20 protein-coding genes are annotated in these 26,130 nt (G+C 34.9%); 19 read left to right on the top strand and 1 reads right to left on the bottom strand.

All coding sequences use genetic code 11. The features are described from left to right. Nucleotides 1–236 precede the first annotated feature (236 nt). From ACZ0AH_RS12655 to ACZ0AH_RS12595, 13 genes are all read left to right on the top strand, one after another. Complete coding sequence (locus tag ACZ0AH_RS12655; RefSeq protein ID WP_463476155.1) at nucleotides 237–1,070, top strand: M57 family metalloprotease; 834 nt, start codon at nucleotides 237–239, stop codon at nucleotides 1,068–1,070. A gap of 320 nt (nucleotides 1,071–1,390) precedes the next feature. After that, on the top strand, nucleotides 1,391–2,227 hold the full coding sequence (locus tag ACZ0AH_RS12650; RefSeq protein WP_463476154.1) for an STAS domain-containing protein: 837 nt from the start codon (nucleotides 1,391–1,393) through the stop codon (nucleotides 2,225–2,227). Nucleotides 2,228–2,242: 15 nt separating this feature from the next. Beyond that, nucleotides 2,243–2,641 carry an STAS domain-containing protein gene (locus ACZ0AH_RS12645; protein WP_463476153.1) on the top strand — a complete coding sequence of 133 codons (399 nt, stop codon included), beginning with the start codon at nucleotides 2,243–2,245 and terminating at the stop codon, nucleotides 2,639–2,641. Beyond that, nucleotides 2,607–3,038, top strand: a complete 432-nt coding sequence (locus ACZ0AH_RS12640) for an anti-sigma regulatory factor (RefSeq protein ID WP_463476152.1) — start codon at nucleotides 2,607–2,609, stop codon at nucleotides 3,036–3,038. The genes ACZ0AH_RS12645 and ACZ0AH_RS12640 overlap by 35 nt, the downstream gene beginning before the upstream one ends. Then, nucleotides 3,031–4,044 (top strand): SpoIIE family protein phosphatase, encoded by a 1,014-nt coding sequence (locus tag ACZ0AH_RS12635; RefSeq protein ID WP_463476151.1) that lies wholly within the window; start codon nucleotides 3,031–3,033, stop codon nucleotides 4,042–4,044. Before ACZ0AH_RS12640 ends, ACZ0AH_RS12635 begins: the two co-directional genes overlap by 8 nt. 5 nt (nucleotides 4,045–4,049) lie before the next feature. After that, nucleotides 4,050–5,669 (top strand): sensor histidine kinase, encoded by a 1,620-nt coding sequence (locus tag ACZ0AH_RS12630; protein ID WP_463476150.1) that lies wholly within the window; start codon nucleotides 4,050–4,052, stop codon nucleotides 5,667–5,669. 156 nt (nucleotides 5,670–5,825) lie between these two features. Next, nucleotides 5,826–6,209, top strand: a complete 384-nt coding sequence (locus ACZ0AH_RS12625; protein ID WP_463476149.1) for a nuclear transport factor 2 family protein — start codon at nucleotides 5,826–5,828, stop codon at nucleotides 6,207–6,209. A 288-nt stretch (nucleotides 6,210–6,497) separates the two neighbouring features. Next, nucleotides 6,498–6,731, top strand: a complete 234-nt coding sequence (locus ACZ0AH_RS12620; RefSeq protein WP_463476148.1) for a hypothetical protein — start codon at nucleotides 6,498–6,500, stop codon at nucleotides 6,729–6,731. Between the two features lie 27 nt (nucleotides 6,732–6,758). Then, nucleotides 6,759–7,265 carry a PRC-barrel domain-containing protein gene (locus ACZ0AH_RS12615; RefSeq protein ID WP_463476147.1) on the top strand — a complete coding sequence of 169 codons (507 nt, stop codon included), beginning with the start codon at nucleotides 6,759–6,761 and terminating at the stop codon, nucleotides 7,263–7,265. 155 nt (nucleotides 7,266–7,420) lie between these two features. Continuing rightward, nucleotides 7,421–8,131, top strand: coding sequence for a DUF1826 domain-containing protein (locus ACZ0AH_RS12610; RefSeq protein ID WP_463476146.1), 711 nt, complete (start codon nucleotides 7,421–7,423; stop codon nucleotides 8,129–8,131). Nucleotides 8,132–8,390: 259 nt separating this feature from the next. After that, nucleotides 8,391–10,391 carry an alkyl/aryl-sulfatase gene (locus ACZ0AH_RS12605; protein ID WP_463476145.1) on the top strand — a complete coding sequence of 667 codons (2,001 nt, stop codon included), beginning with the start codon at nucleotides 8,391–8,393 and terminating at the stop codon, nucleotides 10,389–10,391. A gap of 135 nt (nucleotides 10,392–10,526) precedes the next feature. After that, a complete protein-coding gene (locus ACZ0AH_RS12600) occupies nucleotides 10,527–11,333 on the top strand; it encodes a DUF2490 domain-containing protein (protein ID WP_463476144.1) in 807 nt (268 codons plus the stop codon). A gap of 304 nt (nucleotides 11,334–11,637) precedes the next feature. Next, nucleotides 11,638–12,465: a hypothetical protein gene (locus ACZ0AH_RS12595; protein WP_463476143.1), complete on the top strand. Its 828-nt coding sequence runs from the start codon at nucleotides 11,638–11,640 to the stop codon at nucleotides 12,463–12,465. A 75-nt stretch (nucleotides 12,466–12,540) separates the two neighbouring features. On the opposite strand, the gene ACZ0AH_RS12590 is transcribed toward ACZ0AH_RS12595, so the two are convergent. Then, nucleotides 12,541–12,945, bottom strand: coding sequence for a helix-turn-helix domain-containing protein (locus tag ACZ0AH_RS12590; RefSeq protein WP_463478109.1), 405 nt, complete (start codon nucleotides 12,943–12,945; stop codon nucleotides 12,541–12,543). A 179-nt stretch (nucleotides 12,946–13,124) separates the two neighbouring features. Between ACZ0AH_RS12590 and ACZ0AH_RS12585 the strand changes: the two genes are divergently transcribed. From ACZ0AH_RS12585 to ACZ0AH_RS12560, 6 genes are all read left to right on the top strand, one after another. Next, nucleotides 13,125–13,688: a hypothetical protein gene (locus ACZ0AH_RS12585; protein ID WP_463476142.1), complete on the top strand. Its 564-nt coding sequence runs from the start codon at nucleotides 13,125–13,127 to the stop codon at nucleotides 13,686–13,688. A gap of 331 nt (nucleotides 13,689–14,019) precedes the next feature. Then, on the top strand, nucleotides 14,020–18,609 hold the full coding sequence (locus ACZ0AH_RS12580; protein WP_463476141.1) for a molybdopterin cofactor-binding domain-containing protein: 4,590 nt from the start codon (nucleotides 14,020–14,022) through the stop codon (nucleotides 18,607–18,609). Nucleotides 18,610–18,644: 35 nt separating this feature from the next. Then, nucleotides 18,645–20,081 (top strand): hypothetical protein, encoded by a 1,437-nt coding sequence (locus tag ACZ0AH_RS12575; RefSeq protein ID WP_463476140.1) that lies wholly within the window; start codon nucleotides 18,645–18,647, stop codon nucleotides 20,079–20,081. 105 nt (nucleotides 20,082–20,186) lie between these two features. Next, nucleotides 20,187–21,248 carry a deoxyribonuclease II family protein gene (locus ACZ0AH_RS12570; protein ID WP_463476139.1) on the top strand — a complete coding sequence of 354 codons (1,062 nt, stop codon included), beginning with the start codon at nucleotides 20,187–20,189 and terminating at the stop codon, nucleotides 21,246–21,248. A 37-nt stretch (nucleotides 21,249–21,285) separates the two neighbouring features. After that, a complete protein-coding gene (locus ACZ0AH_RS12565; protein ID WP_463476138.1) occupies nucleotides 21,286–22,812 on the top strand; it encodes an alkaline phosphatase family protein in 1,527 nt (508 codons plus the stop codon). A gap of 424 nt (nucleotides 22,813–23,236) precedes the next feature. After that, entirely contained in the window at nucleotides 23,237–25,975 is a 2,739-nt protein-coding gene (locus ACZ0AH_RS12560) for a substrate-binding domain-containing protein (RefSeq protein ID WP_463476137.1), read from the top strand. Nucleotides 25,976–26,130 lie beyond the last annotated feature (155 nt).

Here is a 26,130-nt window from a genome sequence, read left to right as displayed (position 1 = left end):
AAATATTATACTTAATAGATTGATTTGTATTGAGTTATTGATTTTACTGGGCGCACTGATAATTGTAACTAAAAACTGATATAAAATAATATAACAAAAAATGTTAAATTTGTTAAATAATTATTTTATAAGTATTTTAAGATTAAAAATTATATAAATTTGGTTACAAATATTACAATATTTTGTGAAAGCCTCTAATTTATCAGCTAATTTTTACAACCAAAAAACCTATTATTATGAAAACAATCAAATCAATTATGGCCTTGTCCTTCATAGCGCTAACGCTATTTTCTTGTAATAAAGAAGAAGAGACAACAACTCAATCCGATCAGGGATCTCTTAAAGTAACACAAGAAGTGTTAAATAAACTTAGTGCGCTTTCACTAAATAATACAGATGTTCAGGTAATTAAGAATACTAAAACAGATGGTACTATTGAAGATGCATTTTTGGTAGAAGGTGATATTATTATTACTCAGGATCAATTAAACAAAATGGATCTTCACGGAGGTATTACTACAGAACAATACCGTACTACTAATTTAGTTTCTACTCCAAAAACGATTAAAGTTGTTGGATTAACAGGAACTGGCACAACAGCGCTGTCTACAAATATGCGTGCTGGATTGCAAGCTGCAATTAATAGATACAATAACATGGGATTGTCTATTAATTTTACGCTGACTTTTAGTTCAAGTACTTCTGGTGCAAACATCGTTGTCCGGAGACAATCCGGGTCTGCCGGTGGGGTAGCAGGTTTTCCTTCAGGAGGAAATCCTTTTAATTCAGTTACTTTATATTCTGGATTAGATACGTATTCAACTGGAGTAAACGCACACGTAGCTGCACACGAAATTGGTCACTGTATTGGTTTACGCCATACAGATTGGTTTAGCCGTCAAAGCTGTGGACAAAATTCTAGCGAAGGAACAGCTGGCGTTGGAGCAATCCAAATTCCGGGAACACCTTCAGGATATGATGCTACTTCATACATGAGAGCATGTTTCAGCGGAAGCGAAACTGGAGCTTTTAATGCAAATGATATTACAGCTCTTAATTATTTATATTAGAAATTAGAAGCTGAATAAAAATTAGTGTGCTCTTTACAAAATATAAGAGGCTGTTTCACAATTGTGAAACAGCCTCTGTTTTTATTTTAAACTTTATTTACATATCAAATCCAATGGTACTTTTTTCGAATTTTTGAATTGCCGGAATTTTTTATATTTATTTTTTTAATTTCTTAATAAATCCGCAAATAATTTCAAAATCAAAGCTGTTTTGTTAGAAAAACTTTTTAAAATCAGCTATTTTTCTATTTTAATACTTCATTTCTCATTTTCAAATTTTAAATCCTATATTTGTTAGAGAAATTACAAAATCATACCACATGCAAGACAACTTCCTAGGGGGCTTAAAAGAGCACGAAAATAAATTACTAAAAATATGGTCACAACTTCTTATCGAAAGTGGTTCTGATGATGGGGCAGTTGAAGAAGAAGAATCTAAAGAATTTGCTTCTCTCTTTTTAAGCGCACTGACAACATTAAATGGCAGATTTCAGGATTCTCCTGAATTTGAAAAAGTTGAGGACCTTATTGTTGGAATTTCAACTTCAAGAGGAAAACGCGGATTTTCGCCAAGAGAAAACGCACAATATCTTACAACTTTCAAACAAGCTTCTTCGCAAATTCTTTCTGAACTAATTACAGATTCTGAGCATTTGTATCAGGCTAATTTAGAACTGAATGCAATTATAGATAACATGACTATTATGACATTTGAGGCCTTCATGAGAGGCAGAGAAGATGTTATATCAAGACAAGTGGATGAAATCAGCGAAATTTCGACTCCTGTTATTACAGTATGGGAAGGTATCGTAGCATTACCAATTATTGGAACTTTAGACAGTTCAAGAACACAGATTGTAATGGAAAATTTATTACAGCAAATCGTTGATACAGGGAGCTCTATTGCTATTCTTGATATTTCTGGTGTTCCGGCTGTAGATTCGCTTGTAGCGCAGCATCTTATCAAAACTGTTAGCGCAACGCGTTTAATGGGAGCTGAATGTATCATTAGCGGTATTCGTCCGGAAATTGCACAAACAGTAGTACATTTAGGGATAGATCTTACAGGTATTATTACAAAAGCATCACTTGCGAGTGCTCTTAAAACAGCATTTGATATGCTGCAGCTTACTGTTGTTAAAAGAAAATTAGTTTAAGATTTTATAATTGATATGGAAAGAATTCCTATACTAAAAATGGGCGATTTTTTGCTTGTTACCATACAAGTAGATTTGTACGACCAACTTGCAGAAAATCTTGAATCGGATTTAATTAACACCATAAGCAAAAATAGTTCAAAAGGAGTGTTAATTGATATATCGGCTGTTTCTATTATCGATTCCTTTATGGGAAGGATTTTAGGAAATATAGCCGTGATGTCTAAAATAATGGATGCACAAACAGTTGTTGTAGGAATGCAGCCTGCGGTAGCCATTACACTTGTTGAACTTGGATTGTCCTTAAACGGAGTTATAAGTGCCCTGAATGTTGAAAAAGGCATGGATCTACTGCGCTCAAAAATGCAAACTAGCGATAATGAAGAGCAGGATTATGACGACGATAACGAATAGTAAAGAAGAAGCCTTAATTATAAGAGAACAAGATGTAGTGCCGTTACGCAACCGCGTAAAAGAGTATGGCGTAAAAATTGGAATGAGCATTTTAAATCAAACCAAATTAATTACGGCAACAAGCGAACTTGTTCGTAATCTCCTTAAATATGGCGGTGGCGGCAAAGTCATCATTGAGTCGGTCAGTAATGGCCGTGATAATGGCGTGCGCGTAACTTTTATTGATAAAGGCCCCGGAATAGCCGATGTATCATTGGCTATGAAAGACGGATACAGCACCGGAAAAAGTTTAGGTTTAGGACTCCCGGGAACCAAAAGACTCGTCAATGAATTTGATATTAAAACAGAACTTGGCAACGGTACAACCGTTACTATAACAAAATGGAAAAATGGATAATACGTTTTCCAGCTATAAAATTGACGATCGCAGTTTGATCGCTTTTATAAAAAGAGAAATACACAACCTTGCACTTCATATAGGATTTTCACCACATCGAGCTGCCGAAACTGACATTATAGTGGCAGAATTAACTTCTAATCTTATTAAATATGCAAAAGGAGGAGAGCTTTTATACAGAGCTAATGCAGAGGATGAACATAATATAATCGAAATATATTGTCTGGATAAAGGTGTTGGGTTCGAAAACCTTGCAAAAATAATGAATGACGGCTATTCTTCATCCAATACACTAGGACACGGATTAGGCTCTATAAAAAGGCTTAGCAATGATTTTCAGATTTATTCCATGAAAAATTGGGGATGTGTCCAGTACATCAAAATTGGGGAAAAGTCTGATTTGTCTTTGCCTTCTTTGCAAAGTGGTTTAAATTATGCCGCAATTGCAGTTAACTATCCTGGCGAAAAAATTTGTGGAGACGGCTATCATGTTAAATCATCAAGAAAAGGTTTTCAAATTTTTTTAGGAGATGGTTTAGGTCATGGTCAAAATGCTAATGAAGCAGTAGAATTAGCCATTAAAGCTTTTCGACAGTCAATAGAAACAGAACCTGCTGAAATTCTAAGGGACATCCATGCAAAAGTAAAAAAGAGCAGAGGACTTGTTGGAACTATAGCAACTGTCGATTATCAGTCAGAAACATGGACTATATGCGGTATTGGCAATATAAGTACACGTATTTATGACGGATTAGATAATAAAACCTATACGCCGTATAACGGAATCATAGGCCATAATATCCCCCGCACTTTAAACAGCACAACTGTTCCTTACAAAAAACATCAGATTATTGTAATGCACAGTGACGGATTGCGCACAAGATGGAATTTAAATGAAATGACCTCAATAGTAAAACAACATTCTGGTATAATTGCATCAGCTATCTTTAAGGAAAATATTAGAGGAACTGATGATGCATCTATTCTTGTAGGTAAAATAATGTAAGCGCGATGAAAGAGATCATAAAAATAAATCTTGATAATGAAATGGATTTGATTCTTGCCCACAAGCGCTCCATGAAAATTGCCGAAATGTGTGGTATGCAATCGTCTTTTCAAACAAGATTTTCTACAGCAGTTTCTGAAATTGCCAGATGTTCGATCGCAAAAGGCAAAAACTCACTGCTCGTGCTCTGCATTAACAGTATTAAGGCAACGCAAAAAGAAATTGTAGCCATAATTACAGATAGTGTCGATTTAAAAAGCTACAATCCGGAAGCGTATAATTATGCCTCTAAAATCTCCGGCGATATAGAATATAGTTTTAAAGGAAATCAATCTATTACCAAGATAAGTCAGCCAGTTCCATCTCCCGGACTTCTGTCAGAAACAAAGATAAAATCGCTCATTGATTATTTTAAGTTTGAGCCGCCGTTATCGCCATATGATGAGATCAGAAAGAAAAATATTGAATTGATTGCACTTTCAGAAAAATTAACCGAAAGCGAAAACAGATACAGAAAATTAGCCAATACAATTCCGATTTTGATTTGCGAAGTCAATGAACGCAATAAAGTACTTTTATATAATGAATCATTATTGAATTATTTAAAAGTACCGCCTCCAACTTTCGAAAGAAAAAATCTGATGAATTTTATTCATCCGGAAGATATTGAAATAATTCTGGAAGGGTGGGATAAAGCAAAATTAAACCGATCTTCTTTTTCGGGAGAAATCCGTGTTCAGAATAATTCCTCGTATGTTTGGCATCTTGTTACTATGATTCCGAATAAATCAGAAGACGGTTCTTTTAACAGCTGGCTCGTTTATTTTATAGATATAAATGCGCAAAAAATGATCGTTGAAGCACTGAAAGATAATTCGGAATTAAAAATCATCCAAAGCGAATTAGAAAGTGCCAATTCCAAATTAGTCTTTAAAAATAAAGAGTTAGAGCAGTTTGCTTATATTGCCAGTCATGATCTTCAGGAGCCGCTCCGTAAAATTATGATCATGATTTCACGCGCCAGTCAGCATTTATCCGAAGAGCAAAAAAAGGATTATTATTTTGACAGGATTATATTATCAGCAACACGATTATCAGATTTAATTACAGATGTTCTTAATTATTCCAGAATAGACAATAACAAGCAATTTTTTGAAGAAGTAGACCTTAATGAAATAACGGCCGAAATTCTGGGTGATTTAAGCATGATTATTGAAGAAAAAAATGCTGTAATAAATATAGAACCATTACCGCAAGTTTTAGGACTAAGCGCGCAGTTGCGTCAATTGTTTTATAATCTTGTTAATAATGCACTTAAATTTAATACTTCTTTACCGTCTGTAACCATTTCTGCAACTCTTATGCCTGATGGCAACAATCAATTGGCTTCGTCAGGCAATTACGATATTATCTCTATTACGGATAATGGTATTGGGATAGAAAGCCAATATTCAAGCCGTATCTTTAATATGTTCCAGCGCCTGCACGAACGCGATCAATACGGAGGAAACGGAATAGGCCTCGCTTTATGCCGACGCATTATTGAAAACCATAACGGGATTATTGATTTTACAAGCAAACTGGGAGAAGGAACTACTTTTTGGATTTATTTACCCAGGAAATAAGAAATTATAATTCAGACAAAAACAATAGTTTTAATCAAATTCAGGAAAAGTATGTTTTCTTAATATGCTGATAATTAAATCTATGTTAAAAATGTTCCTTCATTTTAATATTAATTTGAACTTTGTAAAAAATGTTTAATTAATAAATTGATGATTATGGAAAGGCAAATTATTGAACTGGAAAAAAAATATTGGCAGGGAATGGAAAATCACGATTATGAAACAGTAAAAAATCTTACTCGTTTTCCTTGTATAATCGCTGGCAAAAATGGAGTACAAACTGTAGATGAGGCAAGTTTTAAAAAAATGTTTGAATCAGGTGATGGCAATAAAATAAAAGTATTGAATTTTTCTGATGTCGAATCGCAATTAATTGCCGAAAATACTGCAGTAATAGCATACGCAATAGAATTAGGAATAACGGATGATGAACAAAAAGCCCCTATGAAATGTGCCTGCACTTCTACCTGGATTAAAGAAAATAATAATTGGGTTTGTGTACTGCATACCGAAGCTGAATTGTCCCGGCAATCCAATTAAATAATAAGAGGAACCGGACAATTTCGTAACTCAGAAAACATAAGGTTCGCAAAGCTAAATCATAAAAGCTTTGCGAACTTTTTGGTTAAAGCACACTCGTTGCGATGATATGAAGATAGGTTAAGCATTTTTTTATTACCAGAAAATGTATAATCATAAATAATCTTCCAAATCAATCTACTGGGAATTGTGTAACATCCTGCCGAAATTAAATACTTCTTAGTCTTTTTCTCATTTGTATCTTTAATTGTATTTTAAAACTATTTTATAATCAAAAAAAATTACGTTATGGCAGAGATTAAAATTGAGAAAAAGAAAGTGGTATGGCCTTGGATTATCGCTATACTGCTCATAGCAGCCGTTATATATTTTATCTATTTCAGAGATAATACGCATGATAACCAAACCGATACAAAAATCGAAAATACGAATGGTGCTGCAAATACAATACCCAATAATAAGACAATTACAGAAAGTAACGGCACGATTGCCAGAGCTTATAAAAGTGTTGCTATTGTATAAAGTAAATAAACATTAATTAAAAAAATTATGGAAAATAGAGACAAAAACTTATACAGACTGGACGAGCTTTCTGATTACAAAGTAGCATCAAATTATTCTGATGTAAGAGGATGGAAGATAGTAGACTCAGAAAACCATACTATTGGTAAAATTGATAACCTTTGGGTAAATAAAGACATGCAGCGCGTGGTTTATCTGGATGTAAAATTAGATAAAAAATTAATTGAAGACCATCATAATGAAGTGCGTGACGTTATAGCAAACGACAGCGGAAAAGAGTTTGTTTATAAAGAAGGAGACAGCCATATTATTATTCCAATTGGATCTGTGAACATAAATACAGATACCAAAATTGTTATGGCAAACAGTATAGGCTATGATACCTTTAGAAACACAAGCAGATACAATACTCAGCATAATTTTGACAGAGAATATGAAAGAAGGGTAATGAAATCATATTATCCCGAAAACGATCCAAATTATGACAGTAATGACGATGCTTTTTACAACCGCAGAGAATTTGAAAACCGCTAATATTAGCGATTGGAATATCTTAAACCAGGGATAAGCACTATATAAAGATCAAACGTTTCATACGGTTTGATCTTTTTTTTTGAGTAATCTCCCGAAACTAACTACTATTACATAATTTTGTAACGCACGAATTAACCAGTTTCTTAAATTACAACATGAACAATACATTTTCTGACAACAGCCAAATCGCAACAGTATCTACTTTTTCTGATCTTGTACATACCGATTTTAAAGGAGAAATGAATGCCATATGCTGGTACAGAAATTTAGATGGTGATTTTAACGAGATTGTAACCCAACTCAGTATAAAAGAAAATTTAGCAGAAAATATAACAGAAATTCATCCTGAAGATCTAATCGCACTAAAACTATCCGAAAAGGGAAATATAGCACGAGAAATAATCCTGAATGATTTACAATTATTAACAGATTTTGGCGCTTCGCCGGCTCTTAATTTACTGAAATGTTATGAACGTGACGATGAATTTGATTTCATTTCGACCGATGTGTATTCGTTTCATGTTGATCGTTCGCCCATTGCAACAGATACTTTTTTATGTACGTATCACGGAGCCGCAAGTGATATTATTGCTAATGCGCAGGCAAAGCAAAAAATCCTGATTCCGGAAATCCGGGCAAAGCTAAAAGAACTGCATGAAGGACCACCGGAAGAATTCGAAGATTTTTTGAAGGAAAATTATTTTGATTTGCATTATCAGCTACATAAAGATGCAGAACCTGTTAATTTAGGTTTAGGGCATCTTTGGCGACTTGCCGTAGATCATCCAAAACAACAAGTAATGCCTTGTATTCACAGAGCTCCAATAGAAAATGAAGGGGAGTATCGGTTGTTGTTGATTTGTTGAGGGGAATGCCAATCGGTGTGATCGGAATTTAATAATAAGATATCTTGTATACCGTTGATATTAAAGATTAATTGTTAAAATTAATTAATTTTTAAAGAATTTTTAATTTATAATATATTAAAAGTTAAAAAATACAGTAATACTCTATTTTTTTGGTTGCAAATTATAATATGAAACAGCTTTTCTCTTTACGAAATTTCTCTGTTTTTAAAATAGACTTAATTTTAAATTACCTGTATTTAACTTTAAATCTAAAATTATGAAAAGAGTATCAAAAACAACAGTCAGGTTTTTATCATTAATAAGTTTATTTGCTGTGGCAAAAACATATTCACAAAAAATACAAACAGATAAAAATCAAAAAGATGCAACTAGTTTTACCCAGAAAGCAAATAATGATTTGTTATCCTATCTGCCTTTTGCAGACAAAACAGATTATGAGAATGCAAAAAGAGGTTTTATTGCTACAATTCCCGAAGGAAATATAAAGGACGCGAAAGGAAATGTAGTGTATGATATGAAACAGTATGATTTTATAAAAGGTACTGCACCGGCAACGACAAATCCAAGTTTATGGCGTCAGAGTGAATTAAATAGTATCAATGGTTTATTTGAAGTAAAAAAGGAATCCATTTATCAAATCAGAGGTTTAGATCTTGCTAACATGACTTTAATCGCAGGTAAAACAGGATGGATTATTATTGATCCTCTTTTATCTCCGGAAACAGCTAAAGCCGGATTAGAATTAGCAAATGAAAAGGTAGGAAAGAGACCAGTTGCTGCAGTTATCATAACACACAGTCACATCGATCACTTTGGAGGCATAAGAGGTGTTGTGGATGAAAAAGACGTCAAAAGTGGAAAAGTTCCAATTTTTGTACCAGAAGGTTTTTTCGATCATTCTATCAGTGAAAACGTAATGGGAGGAAATACAATGGGAAGAAGAGCATCTTATATGTACGGAAATTTACTTCCAAAAGATCCAAAAGGAACATTAGGAACAGGTTTAGGTCAGACCACTTCTACCGGTTTGGCCGGAATTCTCGATGGTACGGTTAAGATTAGTAAACTTTCCGGTGAACAGAAAACGGTAGATGGCCTAAAAGTGGAGTTTATTTATACTCCAGAATCTGAAGCACCTGCGGAGATGATGTTCTATTTTCCTGAACTCAAAGCATTTTGCCAGTCTGAGGATATAACACATACCCTTCACAATCTTTATACTTTGAGAGGGGCACAGGTGCGCAACGGTCAAAAATGGAGTGCTTATATTGATTTGGCTCTTGCCAAATGGGGGGATGATGTCGAGTTTTCTTTTGCTTCGCATCACTGGCCAACCTGGGACAATAAAAACATAAAACCATATTGGGAAAAGCAACGCGATTTATATCGTTTTATTCATGACCAGACTTTAAGACTAGCCAATGAAGGCTATACTCCAATTGAGATTGCCGAGATGTTAAAACTTCCTGAATCATTGGATAAAGAGTTTTACAGTAGAGGCTATTACGGAACTTTAAGTCATGATGTACGTGCACAATATCAATTATATTTTGGCTGGTTTGATGGAAATCCTTCAAATTTAAATAAACTGACACCTGTAGATGCCGGAAAAAAATATGTTGAATTTATGGGCGGAGCAGAAAATTTGTTGTCAAATGCTAAAAAATCGTATGATAAAGGCGAATATCGCTGGGTGGCCGAGGTTGTGAGCCATTTAGTTTTTGCAGACCCAAAAAATCAGGATGGAAGAAATCTTTTGGCAGATGCTTACGAACAGCTTGGTTATGTAGCTGAATCTGGTCCGTGGAGAAACTTTTACTTATCGGGAGCCACAGAATTGAGAAATGGGGTTAAAGTATTGCCTTCTCCTGATACGGCAGGTCCTGATATGGTGAGAGGTATGAGCACAGATTTATTCTTTAATTTCCTGGCCATGAAATTTAAAGGAACAGATGCTGATGCCGCGGCTATGAAATACAATTTTAATATTGTTCTTCCGGATGTGAACGAAAAAGTGGCTTTAATTGTAGAAAATGGAGTTGTAAATCCCCGAATTGGAGGAAGTGTAAAAGACAATGTTACTGCAACTATTACGATTAACAGAAGTGACCTGAATAAAGTAAGTTTGAAAGAAGCCTCTTTTGCTGATTTATTAAAATCAAAAGCAATAAAAATTGATGGAGATCAAAATGCTTTTACAACATTTTTAGGAAAAATAGACAGTTTCAATTTCTGGTTTAATATAGTTGAACCTTGATTTTTATCAAATCTGGTCTACAGAAATAAATACAAAAGAGACTGAACCAATAATTTAGTCTCTTTTTACTTATCCGATCGTAAAATAATGTAACAGATTTTTTCTTTTCATCTGTTTTTTACACCTACTTTAATTATGAACCCATTCAAGAAAATTTTAATCTCCTTATGTACTATATTAGTTGTACAAGTGGCGAGAGCGCAGTTAGATCCTCCTTATGCGGTTGGTTTTATTCCGGCTTCTATATCAGAAGGAGATATTGCTTTCCCTATATATGAAAAATGGAACTTAAGCGGTCAGGCCGATGTACAATTAGTAACTCAGGGATCTTATGACACCAAAAATCCTTTTGAATATACACAGCGTGTTGTTATTAGGCCGTGGCTTGTATATTCTGGTTTTAAAAATATTAAATTATGGTTGGGATATGCACACAATCAAAAGTATGCAGTAGCAGAAATGGGTAATTATGAGACTTTAGAAAACAGATTAATCATAATGGGTACATTTTCTCAGAATATGCCCAAAGGAAATATTTTTGAACAAGTTCGTTTTGAAACTAAATTTTTTGATGATCGCAATGGAGTTCATCAAACCGTACCCAGAATCAGAATGAGGTTTGGTGTAAACCATTTTCTTACTCAAAGTAAAAGCAAACCGATTTTTCTGGCTCCAAATATTGGCTATTATGCAGAGTTAATGCTGAAATTTGCTTCTAAAGATTATGCCAAGGAAAATTTTGATATTTTTAGGCTTTCTGCATATTATACAGCAGGAATTACACCAAATATTCATTTTTTGGCAGGCGTTATTGGACAGATGCAGCTGCGTACAAATGGAACTCAATTTGATATTTATTACGGTCCAATGGTGTCGGTAAAATATACGATAAAACCAAAGGAACGAGAGACATTTGATAGTGTTGATGGTGGAGCAGATTAAGGTTAAACTTAAAGAAGTAAAAGACCTGAAACCCAATCGCTCATATATGCATAACAATAGCGCGGAAATTCTTTCGTGCCCGTTCCAAATATTAATAAAAACTGGATTTTCTTTTTTTATATGTTGGGTTATACTTTATGGTCACAGATTACAAATCCGTAAGTCGGTTTAAATTATGTCATAAACAAATTTCACTATTAAACTTTAAGATTTTTTATGGAAAACCGTAATTTTATCTCTGTTTTTTAGTGTAGTATTGAGAAATATTAAGCTAAATCGACATTAGTAGCAATTATCTGGATATATGAAAACATTTTATGCTGATGACACATACTGCAAATCGGACAAATCCGATAAAACCCATCGGATTCATCTTTTCGGTGGCATTTTAATTAGCAAAAGTGACGAAACTAGGTTGCTTGAAATCATAAGCAATGCTAAATCCAAATATACGCATCCAAATCTACCGATGAAATGGAATTTTAAGGACACGGTAATAAAAGATAAATTCCAGGAATTCAAGAGACTTGATGAATATAAAGTTATGCTGGCCGACTCAAATTCTTGGCGCAAAGAAATAATTAAAAATTCTCTTGAATTAGATTATACAATAGTTTGTGGAATCATTGAAAGTTTTTCAGATGATACGAAATTGGCAAAAAAAAACAAACCTGAATTTCTAAAATATTCATTTGAAAATCTTTTAATGCGTATCGGAATTGATGCTATGAACAAGGATTACGAAACTTATGTTATTGTAGATTGGCCACCAGACGGAAATCCTCAACCATTAGTACAAGCGTATTATCGATTGTTTCATCAAGGAAAATCTTCTGCTGGAACTCCAGTCAGATGTGGTAAATTGTCGGATTGTAATTTTTTTCATTCACTTCTGTTTGCAAAATGTAATCACAGTCCACTTTTACAATTCAGTGACTTAATAATTGGTTCTATAAAAGATTATTTTGAAGCTAAACTTTCAAAACGTCAAAATTTATTTGCCACAGAAATTTTTGAACTTTACAAACGTAAAATTAGATTCGGGAATGGAACAATGCTAGGTTACGGAATTATTCCTTCAAGTAGTAACAAATCTTTTAGAGGAAAAATTAAAAAAATTCTAGAAGAGTAAAACTGTCCTACAATACATCAAACAAAAAAGAGACTCGAAAGTCTCTTTTTAAAATTAATATATCTTTATAAATAATTATTTCCCAAATAATTTTTCAAGCCTAACCATCATTTCATCTTTCTCTTTCAACATACGCTCATACAACGCAATTTTTTCTTCGTGTAGTTTAACCAATTGATCAATTTGATTAAATGTGCAACTATCATTCTTTTGATAACCAATAGCACCATTATCAAAAGTATTAGAAATAATATTCACCGCCTGTTCCTCATCAAAATTCTGAAAAGCTTCAACAGGAATTTTTAACGCATGTGAGATTTGATTAAGTATATCATCTTCAATTATATCTTTTTGCTCCAGCATAGAAATTTTCTTCTGATTCCAGTCATTTCCGAGATCAAAAGCTAATGCTTCTTGTTTGATGCCAAGCATTTCTCTGAAGCGTTTTACGTTTCTTCCCTGATGTATTTTCTGTTCCATAATGAATATCAATTTTTCTAAAGGCTCAAAGATAAAGCCATTTGGATAAAAATCCTGAATTTCAAAGATAAAAAAATATCCCGTAAAACATCCTTTTGTCAGAATATTATATCCGTATTCTGAATAGATTATCCTTTGCAAAGAATGGAATTTAGCTTGTGAATTTAAATTTCCGTACAATGAAAAAGAATAAAATATCCTGCGAAACTAAATTTTGGGCAGAGTTTGCGGCAGGAAATCCCTTTAAGGCAATCGATGCTTTTTTTGACTTTGCACCTCTCGATTATTATAAACAAAATTTAACCGAAGCGGTACTTTACAGCTATAAAACAAAAGTTTGCCAACACGATAATCCCTCTAATGCTTTTGTACTTTATACTGCTATGAATTCTTTTTTAAAAGTCTGTTACGGCCTGCAAAAGAAAAGCAAAAAATGGAAAGTTACACCGTCTTTGCGCTCTGAAAGCGTATTTCATCTTTCTTCACTGACGAAAGAAGAATATGATGATCCTTTTATGGTTTTTCAGAAAGCATTTGATGCAAAAACGCCTGAAGAATTTGAATTATTTCTATGTCAAATTGTAGAGTTTTCCTTGTCTCCCTTTACCGGAAATCCTGATGCGGACCTGACGCCATATATTCATGTAATCAAAATGCTCGATGCAGCGGAATTAATCAGAGAAAGGGGTGTGGAGAAAATCAAGAAAACCCGACAGATTGCTATTAACTTAGAAATGAGATAATTGATATTCTTAAAAAAGAATATTTTTCATAAGGTTAATCTTAAAAACAGGTATTATTACGTGGTATCGGTTTAAAATACCACATTATATTTGTTATGTAGTAGTTCTAGAACGTGATGTTTTAAAGTAAGCCGGATATGTTGTAATCTTTCAAAAAGACAGATTTAGTAAATCTTAGAAGAAGGATTAAAATGTAAGCTAAGAAAGATAGCTGTTTTGTGTATCGCAAGCTTTTACAACTCTGCAATTATTTGATAAATTGAATAACGATCAATTTATTCTGTAAAAGTTAAAGAAAAATAAAAACAAAAATCAATTCCCACTTACTAATATGAAAAATACTGTAAATTTCTTTCTAAACGGAAAAGCTACGACCATAGAAAATCCTTCGCCTGATTTACTTTTAATTGATTATTTACGATCACCGGAAGTGGGTCTTTCCGGTCCCAAAAAACCATGTGGACAAGGTGGCTGCGGCGGTTGCACCGTTATTTTATCTGAATGGAACGATAAAGAAAATAAAGCCAGTCATTTGGCTATTAATTCGTGCCTAAGACCAGTATGTGCCATAGGCGGACTTTCGGTTACTACGGTTGAAGGAACGGGTGCAGCCCGTAAACCTGATGCTGAATTTCTTTTACAAAAAACCAGTTCGACCCGCGCTTATGTTCCTATTGAAGATGACAAATCTCCGGTATTGGATGTTGCAATGAAAGAAGCCGGACATAAGTTAGTGGCGGTTCAGAAAGCAATTGCTAAAAATGTTCAAACCGGAAATTGTTCCGCTGAATTAAAAATTATAGAAGAAGTCTCAGAGTTTCCGTCAGAAGAAACGCATTTGGGTATGAATCCGATAGCCTATCAGCTGGCACTAAACAACGGAAGCCAGTGCGGATATTGCAGTGTGGGATTTGTAATGAATATGTCTGAGTTTATACATAATAAACCAAAAGCAACTAAAAAAGAAATAGAAGAAGCATTTGACGGGAACTTATGCCGTTGTACAGGTTATCGATCTATACTTACCGGAATGAAAACCTTTGCATCTGACTGGAATGCTACAGATGAAAAAAACAGAATGCCTTGTAAACTGGATCCTGTTGGAAAAGCCCAGCTTCCGGCCAATGTTGAAATCCCGTTTCCTAAAGAAGCACAACAATCTCCTTCCGGTGTTTCTACAGATCGTTGGGTGGCTCCGGAAACACTAACAGAACTGGCCAAAATTTTTAAAAACAACAAAAATGTTAGGCTTGTACACGGAAACACTTCTTACGGAATTTACAAAGATGAGTTTTTAGACACCACTTTTTATGCTGATATTCGCCTTATACCAGAGCTGAATACAAAAAATATAGTTACAAAGGATCACCTTCAAATATCCGCCGGCAGTACCTATAGTGAATTAATTGAGACACTTGCCACAGGTATTAAGAATGCCAAATTAAATACTAAAAAAGTACCTAAATCAGATATTACAATTTTAGAAGCATTAGACTATATGGCGCGCCGGACTGCTGGTCGTATTGTTCGTAATGCTGCAACAATTGGCGGTAACACGATGTTGGTGCTCAAGCATATTCCAATAGGCGAAGGAGAGCCTTTTCCATCAGATCTTTTTACGGTTCTGTTTGCTGTAGAAGCAGAAATTACATATTTAGTACTGGACAAAAACGACAGTTTTAAACAAAACATAAATACAGCTCAGGAACTTGTCGCAGCAATTATAGCTGATCCTAAACTGGCAGACAAAATTATCCTTGTTTCTTATGATATTTCATTAAAAGATTCTAATGCTGTGGCATTTGCCCAAAAAGTTGCCCTTCGTGAAGTAAATGCTCATAGTATCGTAAATGCAACTACAAATTTTAATATTAACGATGATTGTACCGTTAAATCCGCAATAATTGTATTTGGTGGTATTGCTCCGTATCCGTGGCGAGCAATAGCAACTGAAAAAGCAATGAAAAACATCAAATTGACATTAAAAGATGTCGATAATCTTTCAACAATTCTAAAAAAAGAAGTCTCTGAAGAACTTAAGGCTCAGGCAAAACGTATGAAAGAAGTTCCTGATGAAGGTTTTACTTCCGAATATCGCATACAGCTGGCAGTTACTTTTTTTTACAAATCAATTGTAAATGCTTTAGTGGCTAAAGGAGTTTCTGTTCCGGAAAACCTGAATTCAATAACAGAAAACAAATGGGGCAACTGGCCTGTAAGCGATGGAGTTCAAAATTATAAAACACAAGATTACAAATCTCCTGTTGCACAGCCTTATATCAAGGTTACGGCCATGTACCAAACATCAGGGCAAACGCATTATACGCATGAGCTTTCTGTACCGCCGCTTACTTTAAACGGGGCATTTGTACAAAGTGAAAAAGCACTTATGAATTACTCCTTTATTAATCCAGAGGATAAAAGCAATATTTCAATACCGAAATTAAAAATATTCCTAAAAAATAATTTTCCGGCCTTTACTGATATTATTACTGCTGAAAGCATTAAAAACGGAGGTCGTAATTATCAGGGAATGGGAAGTGACCAGCCCCTTTTTGCAGAAGAATTGGTTAGTTATGTAGGGCAGTCTATCGCGATGATACTTGCATCAAACGAGCAGGATGCAATCAAAATTGCGGCTTACGTTTCTAAAAAATGCGTTCATTACACAAAACCAGGAACCCCATGGACAGGAAAATGGAGTGAACCCATTATCGATTTTCTTGATGCCATCAAAAAAGGAAGTATTTTTCCTGATGCGCCGGTTTCGGCTTCTTTTGCTTCTCATATTTGGAAAATAACCCGTCCGGGCAGCCAATTTGATTGGGCAAAGAATGATGATACGCCAACTCCGAAAGATCTTTTACGAGGCAAAATAAATACTGAAAAAGTTACCGTTGAAAGCGTTCCTTGTGTTGTGGTTACTTCCTCACAGCTTTGTGGCGGTCAGGCCCATTTTTATATGGAACCACAAGCCTGTATCGTAACTCCTGTAGATGAACATCGTATGAAGGTACAGCCATCTGTGCAAAGTCCGGGAGGAATGCACGATACTGTTGCTTCGGCATTAGGGATGTATCATCATCAAATAGAAGTCGAAGTACCACCGGTAGGCGGAGGATTTGGAGGAAAAACAGAACAAACCCGCTTTATTGCCGGACCAACTGCTGTTGCTGCAAAAGCAACCAAAAGGCCTGTTCGACTTGTTGTTCCACGCGATGAGGATACTGCAATGATTGGAAAACGTCATGCTTATTATGGCGAATATCAAATTGCCGTTGACACTGGTTTGCATAATGAAAAAAACAAAGGAATTATTCACGGATTTCAACTGAAAATGTGGGGAGATGGCGGTGCTTTCTATGACTGCTCGTTTATCGTATCCAATTGTATTCAACTCCGAACAGACAACGCATACAAAATCAAAAATTTTCAAAGCCAGATAGATGTATGCAGAACCAATACGGCTCCAAGTACCGCAATGCGTGCCTTTGGAGATGTACAAGGTAAGAATATTGTAGAAAATTCTATCGATGATGCTGCTATCTCGTTAGATATGAGACCAGAAGACTTGCGTGAAAAAAACCTTTACGATCGGGGAGATGTTACTCCTTTTGGACAAGCGCTTACTTATTGTTATATGAAGCAAGTATGGGCTTATGCAAAAAAAGTTTCGAATTTCGAAGCTAAGTATCTGGAAGTTGAAAAATTCAATACAGAAAACAAATGGCATAAAAGAGGTATTTCTATGATACCCGTAAAATATGGTTCAGGATACAATTTACTTGCATTAGAACAATCGGCTGCTATTGTGGTTATAAATCCAAATGACGGTACTGTTGTGATTCATCAGGGCGGAGTTGAAATTGGGCAAGGCTTAGTTACCCAGGCGCAACAAGTGGCATCCTACGTTTTAGGAATACCAATGGAAATGATATTCATTGACAATGTAAATACGAGTGTTACTCCAAACCCAACAAGTACGGGCGGGTCTACAGGTACACCTTATTCATGTGAAGCAGTAAAACAAACCTGTGAAGAAATGCGTGCCAGACTTATGGAATTTGGCTACCAAATGTTGAAAGAATATGGCGAAGACTGGTGCAAAGCCAAAAACATAGACTTTTGGAATTATGGCGCCGGAGAAAATAAAGGCTGGGCAAAAAAAATCAAAATCAGTGAAGGAAATGAATTAATGGTCTGGCAGCATTTAGTGAGTTTAGCCGCATCACAAAGAGTTAATCTTATTGCTTCTTTTAATGCTAAAATAAAAGGCGGAGAAGCTCAAATACCAGCCATGACATTTAAAACGGAAGCAGATCAGCCTAATATTCCGGGCATAGACCGTATGAAAGATGCAAAACTTGGCGGTGGTGTTGATTCGTTTGTAGGCTTTACTTATTCCGTAGCGTGCTCGGTTACAGAAGTTGATATTCTTACCGGAGAAGTTAAAATTATTAGTTCTGATATTATCTATGACATGGGATGGAGTTTGAATCCGGCTATCGACATAGGGCAAATAGAAGGTGCATTTGTTCAGGGAATCGGATACTTGCTGACTGAAAAACTAGTATCAGAAACGGATGGTCCAAATATCGGTCGATTAAATTCTACTAATACATGGCGTTATAAAATTCCTGCTATAACTACTATTCCGTTACAAATGAACACTTTCCTTTTTCCGAGAGATGAGGAATCGGTGCAAAGCATTCCGGAGGATTCGAACCAAATATTTTCAGCAAAAGAAGTTGGTGAACCGCCTTTGGTATTAGCCAATAGTGTCTTTTTTGCGATCAAGGCAGCAATACGTGCTTCAAGAAAAGAACGCGGGTTATCAGCTTTGTTTCAATTAGATGCTCCTGCAACAGTTCAGGAAGTGCGAAGAGCGTGTGAAGTTAGCGTCAAAGATCTTGGAAAATAATAACAAATATATACTAACCAAAAATAAAGCTACCAATGAAACATTTAAAACTACTTATTATTGCAACTTCCATTTTTGTTGTTTCCTGCAAGGAAAAAAATGAAAATGAAACTCCGGCTGCCCAAAAAATGCCCAATGCTTTAGCTGCATTAGAGAGCCAAAACTTTGAGGAAAACGGATTTCCTGACTTCGGTTATATGGTAAGTGCCCAAGAATATCAGGAAAAATATTCTGACCAGCCCATATTTCGTCTAAAAGCTGATTTTCCAACAGAAATGCCTAAAGACATGCCTGCTTTTCTTGATATTGACTTCAAAAAAGAACCTTTAAAATATATTGAAGCCGTTCGTGATTATGGTTTTGAGGGAAATACAGAAGAATGGGATCCTTTTAAAAATAAAATCCGCAATTGGTATCATATTCCATGGCTGCATCCAAGCGTTGAAGGAGAAGGTGCCTATCCGCCAAACGGGGGAACAGAAGGTTTTCACGGTCTTATTAAAGAAGCTCCGGTTGGACCTTTTCAATTAGGGCCAGGACTTAAAGGAGTTGATGGTGATTATTCTGTATATGCAATTACTTTGATTAACGATAAAGCCGGTTATGCAATGGGAAAAATGTGGAAAGATCCACAAAATCCTAATATAGAAGTATTGGATAAACGTTATAACAATGGTGGATTTCCAGTAGGAACTGTTTTTGTTAAATTACTCTTTACAGATGCTCCTAAAGGAACAGACTTTGTAGATTATCTTGTAAATCCATTGACATGGAAAGCCTACATTACTGAAAATTTCTGGAAATCAAACAAAAGAGTGGTTTCAGATGTGCATTTATTACAAATGGATATTTCTGTTCGCGATTCAAGAGCAGACAGAAGCCCTAGCAATCCTCAGGGAACTGGCTGGATATTTGGAACTTTTTGTTACAATGGAAAATTAAATAAGAAAAACAAATTAATGAACCTTGTACCTGTGGGTCTGACATGGGGCAATGATCCGGAAAACAAAATCAACAAAACATCGCCATATCCTCCGGTTAAAACCGAAGTAAACAAAGACCTTAAAGAAACAGTAATTTTTGAAGGCCCAAATCTTCCTCCTCAACATCTTGGATGGAATGGCCGATTAGATGGTCCAGCCGATTTAAATACAGTTTCATGTATGTCATGTCATAATGCTGCAGAATATCCGGCAAAAACATCTCTTGTTCCGCCAAACGCAGCACCAGATGGCGGACAAGCTCCTCCAGTAGGCGGTGGTAATGCAGAATGGATGAAATGGTTTCAAAACTTAGATTGCGGTACCTCTATGGATCCAACGGTGTATTCAACTGATTTTTCTTTCCAGGTCGCAATTGCTTTACAAAACTTTTTTACAGCTAAAGAAGCAGAAGAAAAAGGAAGTTTTGCTTCCGAATACAAAGTTGTCAGAGTACCTATCAGACGTGGGGATATTGCTCCTAATAAATAATCTTTAGCAACACCAAACTTCATAAATAGTATGCCGATTCAAGTGATCAAAATTTGAATCGGTATAACTATCAGCTACACCTATACCAAAACTTTAAAATAAAAAATGGAAAATACGATCAATAATAGAATTTCGGCATTAGATGAAAGCGGACAGCCGGTTGACTGGTGGTTTGCTTATAAAGTTCCTAAACTTGCAAAAACAGTAAACGACCCTACAGCTACTGGCTACGAATATATTTATTATGACCCTAATATTAAAAAAGTGGTCCAGTCTCCTAATTTACTAACCGATGGAAAAGGAGCACTTGATCTAACATTAAAGGCCATTTTCGATAATCCATCGCCAAACACAGGATGGATTCTTTACAATGACGAAATGCCTGCAGATGCCAATAGAACGGACAGCAGTACATTTGGTCATACCAAAGGAGTACTTGCTTTTGATACTGATTCGAAAACAGCTTTATGGGTACTTCATTCCTGGCCTAAATATGCAGATGCAGGAGCAACATCGATGCCTACACCAGATTATGGGCAAACGTATCTTTGTATCTCGATAGACATTGAAACAGCAAGCAAAATTGCAGCTCAGATGTCAAACCATCAGGTTCCGCAAGTATATATACCCCGTATACCTGATTCATTAGATAAAAACGATCCGCTTTATGTTTTAAGTCAGCCTTTAAATCCAAATCCGGTAGGAGATTCAGACGTATTGTCTTATCAATCACGAGGTGGATTTGACTTTAAAGTCATCGCAAAAAATGAAAAATGGAACAAGGATTTCTGGAATGATTTAGTTGGGCCTACACTTGGAGCAGATATTAATGTAGAAACCTGGATTAGAGGCAAAATTCCGCCAACATTAGACAGTGACGGTATTCACAAAACCTTCGATGTAAAATATATTGACCTGAGTCCGCTTGGAGTTCCCTGGAACTGGCCGGAAACACACGACCATGCTAAATGGGCGATTACTGTTGACTCAGACTGGGTTTGCGTAGGAGATATCAATCGTATGGTTTCTCAGGAAAAACGAGGAGGCGCTACAATCGCATTTCAGGACAATATATTATGGACTGCTTTATCAAAAACAGACCTTATTGTTGCACCACCAGGACACTCAAGAGTTGATGCACAGAACTTAATCAAGGCAACACACTAAACAACACCTGATTTTTTATCAAAAAAACCTAACCCATATGAACCAATATCTCACTTCTGATAAAGAAAAGTTACAAAATACAATTAAGCACATCGTGGTGTTAATGTTAGAAAACAGATCTTTTGATAATCTATTAGGTTGGTTGTACGCTGATGAAATTCCGCCTCATAATCAGCAATTTGAAGGGCTAACAAAAGACCTGTGGAATCCGCTCGACAATATAGATTCAGATGGTATTCCATTTATTGAGAAAGTGATGATTGAAAAAAATGGTCAGGCCAAAAAAAAGAGAGACGAATTTATCCCAAATCCAGTAGATTTTACCCTTCCAAACCCAGATCCGGGAGAAGGTTTTAAAGATACCAATCACCAGTTATATTTAAAATATGATGTGGCACAGCAATATGCTCCGCCGGCTATTAATATGGGATTTGTTCAAAATTATCAAAATGCAATGTTGTACGGAACCTTTAGTTATGGTGATGACCCAACAAACCCACGCGCTATAATGAAGTGTTATACTCCTGAACAAACCCCTGTATTAAGCGAATTAGCTAAGAGTTTTGCTGTTTGTGATCATTATCATTGCTCTGTACCAAGCCAGACTATTCCTAATCGGGACTTTGTTCACGCCGCAACTTCTACAGGACATGTCAATAACAATCCAATTGCGCAATGTGATGCAAAAACCATCTTTAATCAGCTGCAGGATGCTATCGACAGTGGAAGAAACGATCTTAGCTGGGGGATTTTTGGCAACAATGATTTTGCCAGTTCTAAAGATCAGGACGGAGAATTTGGAAATGATCATTTTTCGCTTACCCGACTTATTATGACTCAATTGCATGATTCAAAATTCGACAATAATTTTGGAACACTGACTGATTTTGAAGCAAAATGCAAAAGCGGAAACCTGCCAAGCTACTCTTTCTTAGAACCAAATTATGGTGGAGAAGGACAGAATGACCAACATCCGCCTACCGATATCAGAGCTGGCGAAAAGCTTATTGCTGACATTTATAATATGATAAAATCGTCATCAGCCTTTGATAAAACTATGTTTATTATTACTTATGATGAGCATGGCGGAACCTATGATCATGTTTCTCCGCCTAGTGGAGCAAAAAATCCTTACGAGGATGAGCGTGCCGGCCAGGATGGATTTCTTTTCAATCGATTTGGTGTTCGTGTTCCCTGTGTAGTCATTAATCCATACATCAAAAAAGGGCTTATAGCAAGACCAGATGGCTATACTCCATTTGATCATTCCTCTATTATTAAAACTGTTCAAAATTGTTTTAATCTTGAAGGTTATCTTACTGAAAGAGATAAAGCGGCACCAGATTTTTCATCGTTATTAGAATTGGAATATGCCCGTAAAGATGATATTCCAACAGTAAAACCATTAGAATGGAATTTGAAAGCAGGTGAATTGCATGTAAATGACTTGCATCATTTAATAGCAGATGTTCTCGAAGACATGACTGGTAATCCAAAACCTTCATCCAGTCAAATTTTGGAATATATTCAAATAAACTATAAAAAGCTTTTCGGGAATAATTGATTATTCCCGAATGCTTAATTGCAGCATTTTAATGAATAGAATTCCTTAAACTATAGGTAGATATAGACTCTTTTTCTACAAATAACATTCCCTGTTTATGATTTTAAGTATTTTAAAATCAAAATAATACCCGATTTATTTACGATTTTTTTTAACTTTTTGTCTGGTAAGATTTTTAAATCTTAAATGGTAAAAATAGTTATACTAACAATTTTTCGTAAATGAATATGCGTATTTTCATTATTTTACATCAGATATATCATTTGCTCATTTGTGTACATGAAATAAAAGTTTAATTTTACTTTTTAAACTATACAGCTTTCTTGCTTGTCATTTTAAAATAATCCTTCCTAATTATTTAGACAAACGCGATAAAGAATGCATTTTAAGTGCTTATTTTTTATTTACATAACTCAAAATTTTCATGTATCAATTTGTAAAATATATTTTGATGCTTCTTTTGGCATCCTTAAGTTTAGTATCCTGTAAACAAAAACAGGGCGACAAAATAAAAGTAGGATTTTCTCAGGCTATGACGACTGACGACTGGCGCAAGCAAATGAACAGTTCTATAAAGATTGAAGCTTCTTTAAGACCTGAAGTTGATTTAAAAATTAGTGATGCCAATAATAATGTCGAAAAACAAATAGAAGATATCGAAAGATTCATCTCTAATAAAGTAAATGTTATTATTGTATCTCCAATCCAGTCTAAACCTTTAACTGCCGTTGTCGAAAAATCAATAAAAGCAGGAATACCGGTACTTGTTGTAGATCGAAAAATTGATGGCGAAAATTATACGGCATATCTTGGCGCCGATAATATCGAAATTGGCAGAATCGCCGCACGATATATCATTTCACACAGCAAAGGTTCAGGCAAAATTATCGAAATTACAGGAGCAAAAGGTTCATCACCCGCGTATGAGCGCAGTCTGGGATTTAGTCAGATTATAAGTGAAAACAAACGCTTCAAAATAGAAAACACAATTCAGGGCGATTGGGAAGGAGAATCGGTTAAAGCACCTTTAAAAGCATTTCTTTTACAAAACCCTAACGTTGAATATATTTTTTCACATAACGACCGTATGGCTTTAAGCGCTTGGGAAACAGCTAAAACTGTAGGATTAGAAAATAAAATAAAATTTATTGGTGTTGACGGATTAAATACGCTAAATGGCGGAATAGACCTCGTAAAGAGTGATGTTTTAGCCGGAACAATTTTATATCCCACGGGGGGAAATGAAGCGTTGAAATTAGCATTGAAAATATACAATAAAGAACCTGTCGCCAAAAATAATATACTGAATACCATTGTGATTGATCAGAATAATGCTGAAATTATCGAAAATCAAATGGATAAGGTCGATCAGCAGCAAGCCGTTATCGAATCACAACAAGGAGCAATAAATGTACAGGAAAGAGAATATGCTTCGCAAAATAATCTCGTTCGTTTATTGAGTTTTTTCTTAGTGATTATTTTGAGTTTAACCATCTATAGTATTTATTCGACTATTTCTATTTCAAGAAAGAAAAAACAACTTGAAAGAATCAATCAAACCGTAATTGATCAGAATAATGAGATTCAGGAAATGTCTAAAATTGCCCAAAGAAGCAATGAAGCAAAATTGAATTTCTTTACCGGACTTTCACATGAATTTAAAACACCCATAACGTTGATTATGAGTTATGTGGAATCATTAATTGAAAATGAAAAAATTAAAGGCAGTGCCCTTATTGATGAAGTAAAACTAATTCATAAAAATTCAAACCGATTACTCAGATTAATAATTCAATTGCTGGATTTTAGAAAAATTGAAGAACAAAAATTTACCTTGAGAGCTTCAAATACTAAACTCTATGATTTTACAAACGAAGTAATGACCAACTTTAAAGGCGAAGCTGCGCGCAGAAATATTGATTTTCAGCTGACCTGCAAAAATAAAAACCTCGAATTGTTTATCGATAAAGGATTGATGGATAAAGTGTATTTTAATTTGCTTTCTAATGCCTTTAAATTTACGCCGGATAACGGCAAAATCACGATTTCGATTGCAGAAAATCAGGACAATACCGTTAAAATTAGTTTTAAAGATTCCGGAATTGGAATACCCGAAAATGAATTATCGAATGTTTTTAATCCGTTTTTCAGGGCTTCAAATAATAATAAAAACAGTTCAGGAATTGGGCTTCATCTCTCCAAAGAATTTGTGCTTTTGCATCACGGAACAATCGAATTAAAATCAAAACAAGGAAGCGAATTTGTAATTACTTTATTAAAAGGAGTCAGTCATTTACAACCTTCTGAAATGATTAATAAAGGGGAGAATCTGGATGTAACACCAAATTTAATAGCAGATAATTTAGATATCGAGACTGAATCAAACACCGTAAATATAGTTTCTGAATCAGAAAAACATACGCTTTTAGTAATAGAAGACAATATCGATTTGGTCACATTTTTGAAAGCGAAACTATCAAATGAATATGTAGTGCATACTTCTGACGGAAGTGACGCGACAGAAAAAGCAATGGAAATTGTTCCCGATATTATCATTTGTGACATAAATTTGGTTGACAAAGACGGTTATGAAATTAGTAAAGAATTGAAAAAGGATTTACGTTCGTCACATATTCCGATTATTATTTTAACGGCTCAAAGTAATAAAGAATCTGTTTTAAAAGGATTGCAAAGCGGTGTTGACCAATATCTTACCAAGCCCTTCAGCCTTTCGATTTTAAAACAATCTATTTCGGGTTTGCTTTTCAACAGAGAAAAACTTCGTTATTATTACACCAATAACATTTATCGAATTGAGCCTGAGTCTAAATTTGGCAATCAGGAACAGTCCTTTATTACGAAAATGAATGATATTATCAAGAGAAATGTTGAAAATCCCAAATTCTCGGTTGAAGATTTAGCCGATAAACTCGGGGTTTCAAGAGTTCAGCTATACCGAAAGGTAAAAGCCATTATCGGAATCAATATTAGTGATCATATTAATAATGTAAAATTAGAGAAAGCGGCAGAGCTTTTAAAGTCCAATAACATGAATATTTCAGAAATTGCGTACTCGCTGGGATTCTCTTCTCCCAACTATTTTTCTACAGCTTTTAAGAATAAATTTGGAATTTCACCAAAGGAATACAAATCTTCCAATTAATATTGGTTCAAAATTGATACAAACCAGGTATCAATTTTGAACTTAATGTAACAAAATCGAAACTACACGGTTTTCGTAAATAAATTTTAAATTGTCTAAAGCCTTGTAAATAAGGCTTTTGTTGTTTAAATATCAAACTATCAGTATTTATAGAA

The sequence above is a fragment of the Flavobacterium sp. AC105 genome, from assembly GCF_979258495.1.
The sequence above is the reverse complement of the archived record's forward strand: the minus strand, read 5'-3'. Positions and strand labels throughout refer to the sequence as shown.